The organism is Ectobacillus sp. (assembly GCF_056992975.1).
In genome coordinates, this window is record NZ_JBXKMX010000113.1 from 1 (window position 1) to 8,479 (window position 8,479).

Here is an 8,479-nt window from a genome sequence, read left to right on the forward strand (position 1 = left end):
TATAGTAAAGTAGGTATCATACTTACAATCCCAACTCTGTTTCTTACATTAGTTGGTTTATATGTTTGGTTAGAATTTATTCATTACTAATTAGATTAGTACAGATAATGGTACAGAAAAAAGCTCCCTATACAGGGAGCTTCAGATTGTCGACAAAGGCATTTGGAATGGTCTCATTCCAAATGCCTTTTGATATGTTTATAGAATTTCGGATACTTTTATCCCAAGTGAAGCGGGATTTTACTCTCCGAGTATCTTCCTTTAGGCCATCACCTGACCTTGCCAAGTCCAGTTCGCTAATTTCTTTAAATTTATGGCAGCAAAAGTCAGCATCGCCTGCATGGACAATTTTTTTAGACCTCGTAAGGTTGTCCAACGCATACCATGCTTTTCTTTCGCATCGGCAAAGACACGTTCAATCGTCTCTTTCCGCCGTGCATAAATTTCTTTCCCTTCATTTGTATGACGAAGATGATCGGCTTCTTCCATATAATTCTCCCAAATGTGACGTTGAATCAGCTTTTGATGGATTTGACTCTGCGTACACTGAGCTAACAATGGGCAACTCTCACATTTTGAAGGATTCGATTTGTATTGACGATACCCTTCTTTCGTCGTTGTAGAATACGGTAATATCTGTCCTTGCGGACAGATATAGCAATCATAATATTCATCATAAACGTATTCCTGTTTTCTCATGAATCCTTCCTTTGTTTTTGGTCGCGTGTAGGGAAGAACAGGTGTCATTTCATTTTCTATAAGGAAATTCGTAATAGCAGGTGTTTTATAGGCAGCATCAGCGGCAACCGCTACAGGTTTCGCCACCTTTTCTATGACTTTCTCAACTAGGGGTTGAAGCATATGACTGTCGTGAATATTTCCAGGTGTAACCATCGCACTTAAAATAAAACCATACCGATCCGCAGCTGTATGAAAAGAATAAGCAAACTGTTTGGTCCGTTCGTCTTTCACATAGTAGCCACTCTCAGGATCCGTGGTACTTTCTTTTATCTCTTTCCATTCTTCTTTTTCAAATTTCTCAGGAGGAAAAGGCTTTTTCCCATGATCCACACGATCTTGGTTTAATTCTTCTTGAAGTTTGGCCTCGTAAGCACGTGTTTCTTTTCGCACCATTTTCTTTTCAAACTTACGTTTATTCGCACTCGCTTTCACATGGGTTGAATCAATGAAAACATGGTCCGTCCTTAATAACCCTTGATCCGCAATTTCTTTAAGGATCTTATAAAAAATCTGTTCGAATAAATCTGTCTCTTGAAAGCGACGTTCATAATTTTTACCGAAGGTTGAAAAGTGAGGGATTTCTGTATAAAAGCCAAATCCTAAAAACCAACGATAGGCCACATTTGTTTCAATTTCTTTGATCGTTTGACGCATGGAACGAATGCCAAATACATATTGAATAAACGTCATTTTAATTAAGACTACTGGATCAATACTGGGCCGTCCGACTGATGAATAGAGGTCTTCTACCATGGGATAGATGAAAGAGAAATCTATCGCCGCTTCTAACTTTCGTACAAGATGTTCTTGTGGGACTACTTGATCAATTGTAATCATTTCAAATTGTTCTCGCTCGTGATTTTGATTTCTCGTCATCATCTTCCGTCACCTCGTTTTGTTCTTATAGTTATTGTAAAAGAAAAAAGACTGTAGGCAAACTCGAATTTCTTCGAGTTTGTCTACAGTCTGAAAGAACTGTTTTTACAGTTCTTTTTTTTATATACAACAGCCCGTTCGTAGGGGAGTTTCCTTCGATTGGGCTGTTGCAAGTTTCTATTGTTGATTACGGTATCCATTACCGAGACCCATTCCTTTACCTTGTCCTGCACCATTTCTGTTACCTGTACCTTGTTCTGTGTTACAAGTTCCATTCATTTGATGCTGTTTTCCATTTACACCAGGAGTCATTGTTTTTCCAGCTACGGCATTTTCAAATGCTTGTTGGTGGTGAGAAGATGCAAAGGATAGCTTCTGGAATACATCTTTTACATCACTAGGAATAGAGGGATCATTAATAAATTTATTGTACATCGCAATATTGTCTTTTTCAGCTTGTACACTTACTGCATAAGAATCTTGTAATTGATCTGGTACGGTAATCAGTTTACTGTAATCTCTGTCCTCTACTGCAACCCCGTATTTTTCCAAAAGCGGTTTAAGTAAGTCGATATGATGGAGCTCTGCCTTGTGAATAGGTTCATAGATTGTTTGGGAACCATATTTCGCTATGATGGCTTCGTATTCAGTTGCAGCTAATTGTTCATCTTGCATTGCATATTGTAAGGCCTCGTTGACAGTGATAGAGGAGTCTTCCAATGCCGCTTTACTTCCAACTAGAGCAGTTGCTTCTGCAGCCTCTGTTTTATTCATTTGGGTGCTTCCATAAACGCCTCCTGCCAGTAGACTAAGTGTAATAATACTCATTCCGATGATTTTCTTTGTTTTCATCGTCTTTCATCTCCTTCCTTGTGTATAGAATAACAAGGAAGTATGACGAAACTATGACGAAGGATAGAAAAAAATTAGCCTATTTGAGTTGGAGAAAGAGGAAGAATGACGGTGAAAGTAGACCCTTTTCCGACTTCGCTTGTGACTTCAATATGACCATGATGTGCGAGTACAAGTTGTTTTACAAGTGCTAGCCCCAGCCCCATTTCTCCTTCTGTTTTTTGTCTAGAAGAGTCAATTTTATAAAAACGTTCAAAAATATCTTGCTGCTGATCTACATCAAATCCAATGCCTGTATCTTGTACTGATATTGCTACATCCTTTGTATGCTGCGTAATCTGTATGGTAATGGATCCTTCGTTTGTAAACTGGATTGCATTTCGGATTAGATTGATAAAAATTTGACGAAACCGATCTTCTTCCATTTCAAGTGCTACATCGTCAAATGGAACTAATATGAGTTCGAGTTCTTTTTCTTCGGCAAGGATCGACATTTGTTCGGTAACAGCGGAAAGTACAGGTTTAAGAGCATGAACATGTAAATGTAAGTGCGTTTCTCCGCTTCGCAATCTTTCTAAGTCCATTACACTAAGGACAAGGCGAATGAGACGAATTGTTTCTTGTTCGAGTAGGAACAGTGTACGCTGCTCTTCTTCGTCAGAACATTCCTTTGTCCGAAGAATCTCTAAGAAGCCTCGCATTGTTGTTAAGGGTGTTTTTAGTTCATGTGACACATCAGCTAGAAACTGGGATTGCACGTTCATCATTCGTTTGATTTCGCGCTCCGTTTCTTCTAATGTTGCCGCCATTTTATTTAAATCCATTGATAAATCCGCAAGCTCATCATGACCTTGAACAGGAAGACGGTTGCTATAATTCCCATTCGCTATTTGCCTTGTTAAGTGCTGCATTTGCATGAGGCGTTGCTCGATGTGTTTAGATAAGAAAATACTAAGTAAAAGGGAAACGAGTAAAGCAATTCCGCCAATCATCCATAATACCGATTCAACCTTGTTAATTGCCTCTTCTGTATCGGTAATGGGGGAAACCAACATCAATGCCTCGTGGTTCTTAATCGGTAGAATGACAATCGTTACAGAGTCTTGTTGATGCAAACGTATATGCTTAAAGGTAAGAACGGTATTGGAATTAAGTGAATCCCAATTTTCCTTTGTTAATTGGAACCCGCCGGGGTATTCAGTCGATTCAGTAATCCGTTTTACATGATAAGATGTATCACTTGGCGGCGCCGTCTGTTCGGAAATAGAAGCTGGATTTTTAACTAAAAAAGTCCCTACACGGATAAGTTCTTTGCTTTTTAAATCATACAAGAAAGAAGGAATAAACCACTTTGTTGCCAGAAAGAGCGATAGAAAACAAAGGAGTAGTACGAGCAGGTGATTGGCCAGTAATTTATGAAAAAAACGAATCGTTCTTTTATGTGGTTTCATCAAATTTATACCCCACTCCCCATACTGTTTGAATCCAATTGCTCGCAACATTCCCCATTTTTCTACGTAATCGTTTGATGTGCGCATCAACCGTTCTTACATCCCCGTAGAAATCGTATCCCCATATTTGTTCGAGCAGCTGCTCTCTTGAAAATACATGATTGGGCCGCTTTGCAAAGAAAACGAGGAGTTCAAATTCCTTTGGTGTTAAATCTTTAACAGCCTCGTTATAAATAAAAACTGTATGGGCATCTACTTGAATAAAAAAATGTGCACCTTGGATGATGGTTTCTTCTTCTGTGTCCTTTATCTTTTGACTGGTTCTTCGTAGAATGGCACGTACTCTTGCCAAAAGGGTTTGTGAGCTAAATGGCTTCGTCACATAGTCATCTGCACCGTATAAAAACCCGGTTAACTGATCTTGCTCAGTATCTTTTGCAGTTAAAAAGAGCACCGGCATATCGGATGTTTTTCGAATCTCTTTTAAAATGGTCATACCATCTTTTACTGGTAACATCCAATCTAAAATAACAAGATCCGGCACAATACTTAAGCAATATTCTACAACCTGTGATCCATCTGGAAATGATACAACTTCATATCCTTCTTTGTTTAGCATCATCGTTAATAATTCTCGTAAAGAAGAATCATCTTCTATTATGCAAATCGTTGTCATTGCCTTCACCCCTTTCTTCTCTGTTTCTAGTAAATCATGATACGAAAGAAAAAAGTAGTCATTTCTTTCTACCTAAAACGGTAGTACTATGGAAAATAAGCGTATTTTTATTATAAAAGGTGGTTTTATATGAAAAAGTCAGTAGTTGTTCTCTTTCTCGTTTTAGCAAATTTACTTTGGGCCGGAAATTATGTGTTCGGAAAATATGTGGTAGCTGAACTATCTCCGCTCCAAATTACATTTTCTCGCTGGATGATTGCGGTTGTTTTATTATTTCCAATTGCACATTTTATCGAACATCCAGACTGGAAGAGTGTGTGGAAGAAGTGGAAGCTCCTATTACCAATGGCGGCGCTCGGTATTATCGGGTATAATTTTTTCTTATACATAGCGCTTCAGTATACGACTTCTTTGAATGCAGCCCTTATTAATTCATTAAATCCGGCGTTAATTGTATTGTTTTCTTTTTTGTTTTTAGGAGAAAAACTAGCTGGGAAAAATATTTTCGGTCTCTTTCTTTCGTTGTTTGGTGTGTTGCTAATTTTAACAAAAGGACAGCTCCAGCAGATTTTTACAATTCATTATAATGTCGGCGATTTGATTATGCTGTTTGTTATTTTAATTTGGACGGTGTACTCGCTGTTAGGAAGAAAGTTAAAAGGAGTACCGCCGATTTCGGCAACAGCTGTTTCTGTCTTTCTCGGTCTTCTTCTTATATTACCGTTCGTACTTGCAACAGGTGTACATGTGCCGCATAGTGAACGAGCCCTAATTGGAATTTTGTACATTGGACTTTTTCCGTCAGTCGGTTCGTTTGTCTTCTGGAATATTGCGGTTGGACAAATCGGGGCAAGCCGTGCGGGAATCTATTTAAATTTAATCACGGTTTTTACTGCAATTATAAGTACATTTTTAGGACAACCGATTACGATGATTCAAATCATTGGGGGTCTGCTCGTATTCGGCGGGGTATATATGACGAGTAAAAAGAACGTAGCTGTCGTGAAAAAAGCTGCATAAGGGAGAAAAGAGAAAGCTAGTATGCCGTAGCGGCGTGCTGGCTTTTTTTATGAAAATCTTTTGTAAAAGAAATCGTGGCTGCGGCGGAGGGGAATCGTCACGATGGGAATGAAAAATCCAAATTTGCCCTAACCAATCCCCGTCCCTTCTCAAAAAATAGCATTGTAAATCAAACAAAATCCCTTATAATAAAAGTAACAGATAATGTAAGAAAACATAACATCACGTAATAACTATTTGCAAGAAGTATTCAAAATACGCAACGTTTGGAACATCTTAAATACAAAACCGTGTGAAGGCAATAAGGATATGGTACGGATTCGAGAAGGGGGAATGGACGTGCGTTTAACAACTCGGGAACAAGAAAAGTTACTTGTTGTAGTAGCTGCGGATTTGGCGCGGCGCCGCAAACAGCGTGGGCTCAAGCTTAATTATCCGGAGGCGATTGCACTTATTACATATGAAATCGTCGAGGGAGCGCGTGACGGGAAAAGTGTGACGGAGCTGATGCAATTTGGTGCGACGATTTTATCTAGAGAAGATGTTATGGAAGGAATTCCGGAAATGATTCCAGATATCCAGGTTGAGGCAACCTTTCCGGATGGAACAAAGCTTGTAACGGTTCACGATCCGATTAGATAGGAGGAGCGTACGATGATACCAGGAGAATATCGCTTACGAAAAACGCCGATTGTGTGTAACGAAGACAAACCAAGTATAACGCTGTCTGTAGTGAACCGCGGAGATCGTCCAGTTCAGGTAGGTTCGCATTTTCATTTTTTTGAGGTGAATGATGCGCTCGAATTTACGCGCGGCGCCTCATTTGGAATGCATCTAGACATTCCAGCTGGTACAGCTGTGCGCTTTGAACCAGGTGATGCGAAGGAGATTCAGCTTGTGCCGTTTTCCGGCAAGCGCTGCGTATATGGCTTACATAATAAAGTGGATGGTCCGCTTGATAAGGGGGCAGAAAAATGACGTTTCATATGTCTCGTAGGCAGTATGCAGATATGTTTGGACCGACGAAAGGCGATTGTGTTCGCCTTGCTGATACGGAGTTGTTTATTGAAATTGAGAAGGACTATACCATTTACGGTGATGAAGTGAAGTTTGGCGGTGGTAAGGTCATTCGTGACGGGATGGGGCAGCATCCGCTTGCTACTCGCGCAGAATCGATGGATTTGGTGTTGACGAATGCAATTATCGTTGATTATACCGGCATATACAAGGCAGATATTGGCGTGAAAGACGGAAACATTGCGGCAATTGGCAAGGCGGGTAATTCGCTACTGATGGACGGGGTGACGATGACGATTGGGGCGGCTACAGAAATTATTGCGGCGGAAGGAATGATTGTAACCGCTGGTGGCATCGATTCCCATATCCATTTTATCGCGCCGCAGCAAATTGAAACAGCGCTTGCTTCTGGTGTGACGACGATGATCGGCGGCGGAACGGGACCTGCTACGGGTACGAATGCGACGACGTGTACGCCGGGTGAATGGAATATACACCGCATGCTAGAGGCGGCAGAGGAATTCCCGATGAATCTTGGCTTTTTAGGGAAGGGCAATGCATCCTCCATCGATGCGCTAGCCGAGCAAGTAGAGGCAGGTGCGATCGGATTAAAATTGCATGAAGACTGGGGCACAACGGCATCGGCCATCGATCATGCTCTGCGCGTTGCTGATAAGTATGATGTACAGGTCGCCATCCATACCGATACGCTAAATGAAGGCGGATTTGTCGAAGATACGCTAGCTGCCATTGATGGACGCGTTATTCATACGTATCATACAGAAGGAGCCGGGGGCGGGCATGCACCGGATATCATTAAAGCGGCAAGCTATCCAAATATTTTACCGTCCTCTACGAATCCGACACGTCCGTATACGGTAAACACACTCGATGAGCATCTCGATATGCTTATGGTCTGTCATCATTTGGATCCTTCTGTGCCTGAGGATATTTCGTTTGCGGATTCACGTATTCGAAAGGAAACGATTGCGGCAGAGGATATTCTCCATGATTTAGGAGTATTTAGCATGATTAGCTCAGACTCGCAGGCGATGGGGCGCGTCGGCGAAGTCATAATTCGCACGTGGCAAACAGCGGATAAAATGAAAAAACAACGTGGTGCTTTGCCAGAGGAGGGGGCGCAAGGCGATAATTTACGGGTGAAACGATATATTGCAAAATATACGATTAATCCAGCGATTACACATGGTATTTCGAACTATATCGGCTCGGTGGAAGTCGGAAAATTTGCCGATCTTGTCGTGTGGGACCCAGCCTTTTTCGGGGTAAAGCCGGATCTTATTTTAAAGGGCGGGATGATTGCTCATAGTGTGATGGGTGATCCAAATGCGAGCATCCCAACACCGCAGCCAGCACTATATCGGCCGATGTTTGCAAGTTTTGGAAAAGCAACGTATAAAACGTCGCTTACGTTTTTGCCAAAGGCTGCGTTTGATAATGGTGTCCACGAAAAGCTTGGCTTGCAGAAAAAAATTGGTGTTGTCAGCAATGTACGATCGCTGCAGAAGAAGGATATGAAGTATAACGGGGAAACGCCTGAAATTGAGGTAGACCCGCAAACATATGAAGTAAAAGTAAACGGAGAGCTTATGACTTGTGAGCCGGCCAGCGTACTGCCGATGGCGCAGCGCTATTTCTTATTTTGAGGTGAGACGATGATTATTGAACGGGTAATTGGCAATGTAGCAACAATAACTTCGCGGTCAAATCATACCGAGCGCATCTATTTGCGAAGTGATGAGCTCGTGAAACGAATTCTTCGCGTGACGACCGATCACGGCCATGATATCGGAATTCGGTTAAAGGAACCGATCGATTTGCAGGA

General features: G+C 41.4%; 10 protein-coding genes. 6 read left to right on the top strand and 4 right to left on the bottom strand.

Annotated elements, in window-relative coordinates; all coding sequences use genetic code 11:
* Positions 1–90, top strand: a 90-nt coding sequence (locus AC11ZT_RS05830) for an ArsB/NhaD family transporter (protein ID WP_484058710.1), incomplete at its 5' end; no start/stop codon positions are given.
* 171 nt (positions 91–261) lie between these two features.
* Here AC11ZT_RS05830 and AC11ZT_RS05835 read toward each other — a convergent pair.
* The 4 genes from AC11ZT_RS05835 to AC11ZT_RS05850 form a co-directional block, all read right to left on the bottom strand.
* Positions 262–1,620 carry an IS1182 family transposase gene (locus AC11ZT_RS05835; RefSeq protein WP_484058702.1) on the bottom strand — a complete coding sequence of 453 codons (1,359 nt, stop codon included), beginning with the start codon at positions 1,618–1,620 and terminating at the stop codon, positions 262–264.
* Between the two features lie 174 nt (positions 1,621–1,794).
* Positions 1,795–2,469 (bottom strand): hypothetical protein, encoded by a 675-nt coding sequence (locus tag AC11ZT_RS05840; protein ID WP_484058703.1) that lies wholly within the window; start codon positions 2,467–2,469, stop codon positions 1,795–1,797.
* A 74-nt stretch (positions 2,470–2,543) separates the two neighbouring features.
* Complete coding sequence (locus AC11ZT_RS05845; protein ID WP_484058704.1) at positions 2,544–3,920, bottom strand: sensor histidine kinase; 1,377 nt, start codon at positions 3,918–3,920, stop codon at positions 2,544–2,546.
* On the bottom strand, positions 3,907–4,596 hold the full coding sequence (locus tag AC11ZT_RS05850; protein ID WP_484058705.1) for a response regulator transcription factor: 690 nt from the start codon (positions 4,594–4,596) through the stop codon (positions 3,907–3,909). The genes AC11ZT_RS05845 and AC11ZT_RS05850 overlap by 14 nt, the downstream gene beginning before the upstream one ends.
* Positions 4,597–4,725: 129 nt before the next feature.
* Between AC11ZT_RS05850 and AC11ZT_RS05855 the strand changes: the two genes are divergently transcribed.
* The 5 genes from AC11ZT_RS05855 to AC11ZT_RS05875 all read left to right on the top strand — a co-directional run.
* A complete protein-coding gene (locus AC11ZT_RS05855) occupies positions 4,726–5,616 on the top strand; it encodes a DMT family transporter (protein ID WP_484058706.1) in 891 nt (296 codons plus the stop codon).
* Positions 5,617–5,955: 339 nt separating this feature from the next.
* The gene (locus AC11ZT_RS05860) at positions 5,956–6,258 is read left to right on the top strand and encodes an urease subunit gamma (RefSeq protein ID WP_484058707.1); all 303 of its coding nucleotides are present in this window, start codon (positions 5,956–5,958) and stop codon (positions 6,256–6,258) included.
* A gap of 12 nt (positions 6,259–6,270) precedes the next feature.
* A complete protein-coding gene (locus AC11ZT_RS05865; RefSeq protein WP_484058708.1) occupies positions 6,271–6,594 on the top strand; it encodes an urease subunit beta in 324 nt (107 codons plus the stop codon).
* On the top strand, positions 6,591–8,300 hold the full coding sequence (ureC, locus tag AC11ZT_RS05870) for an urease subunit alpha (RefSeq protein ID WP_484058709.1): 1,710 nt from the start codon (positions 6,591–6,593) through the stop codon (positions 8,298–8,300). The genes AC11ZT_RS05865 and ureC overlap by 4 nt, the downstream gene beginning before the upstream one ends.
* 9 nt (positions 8,301–8,309) lie before the next feature.
* On the top strand, positions 8,310–8,479 hold a 170-nt coding region (locus tag AC11ZT_RS05875; protein WP_484058711.1), incomplete at its 3' end, for an urease accessory protein UreE.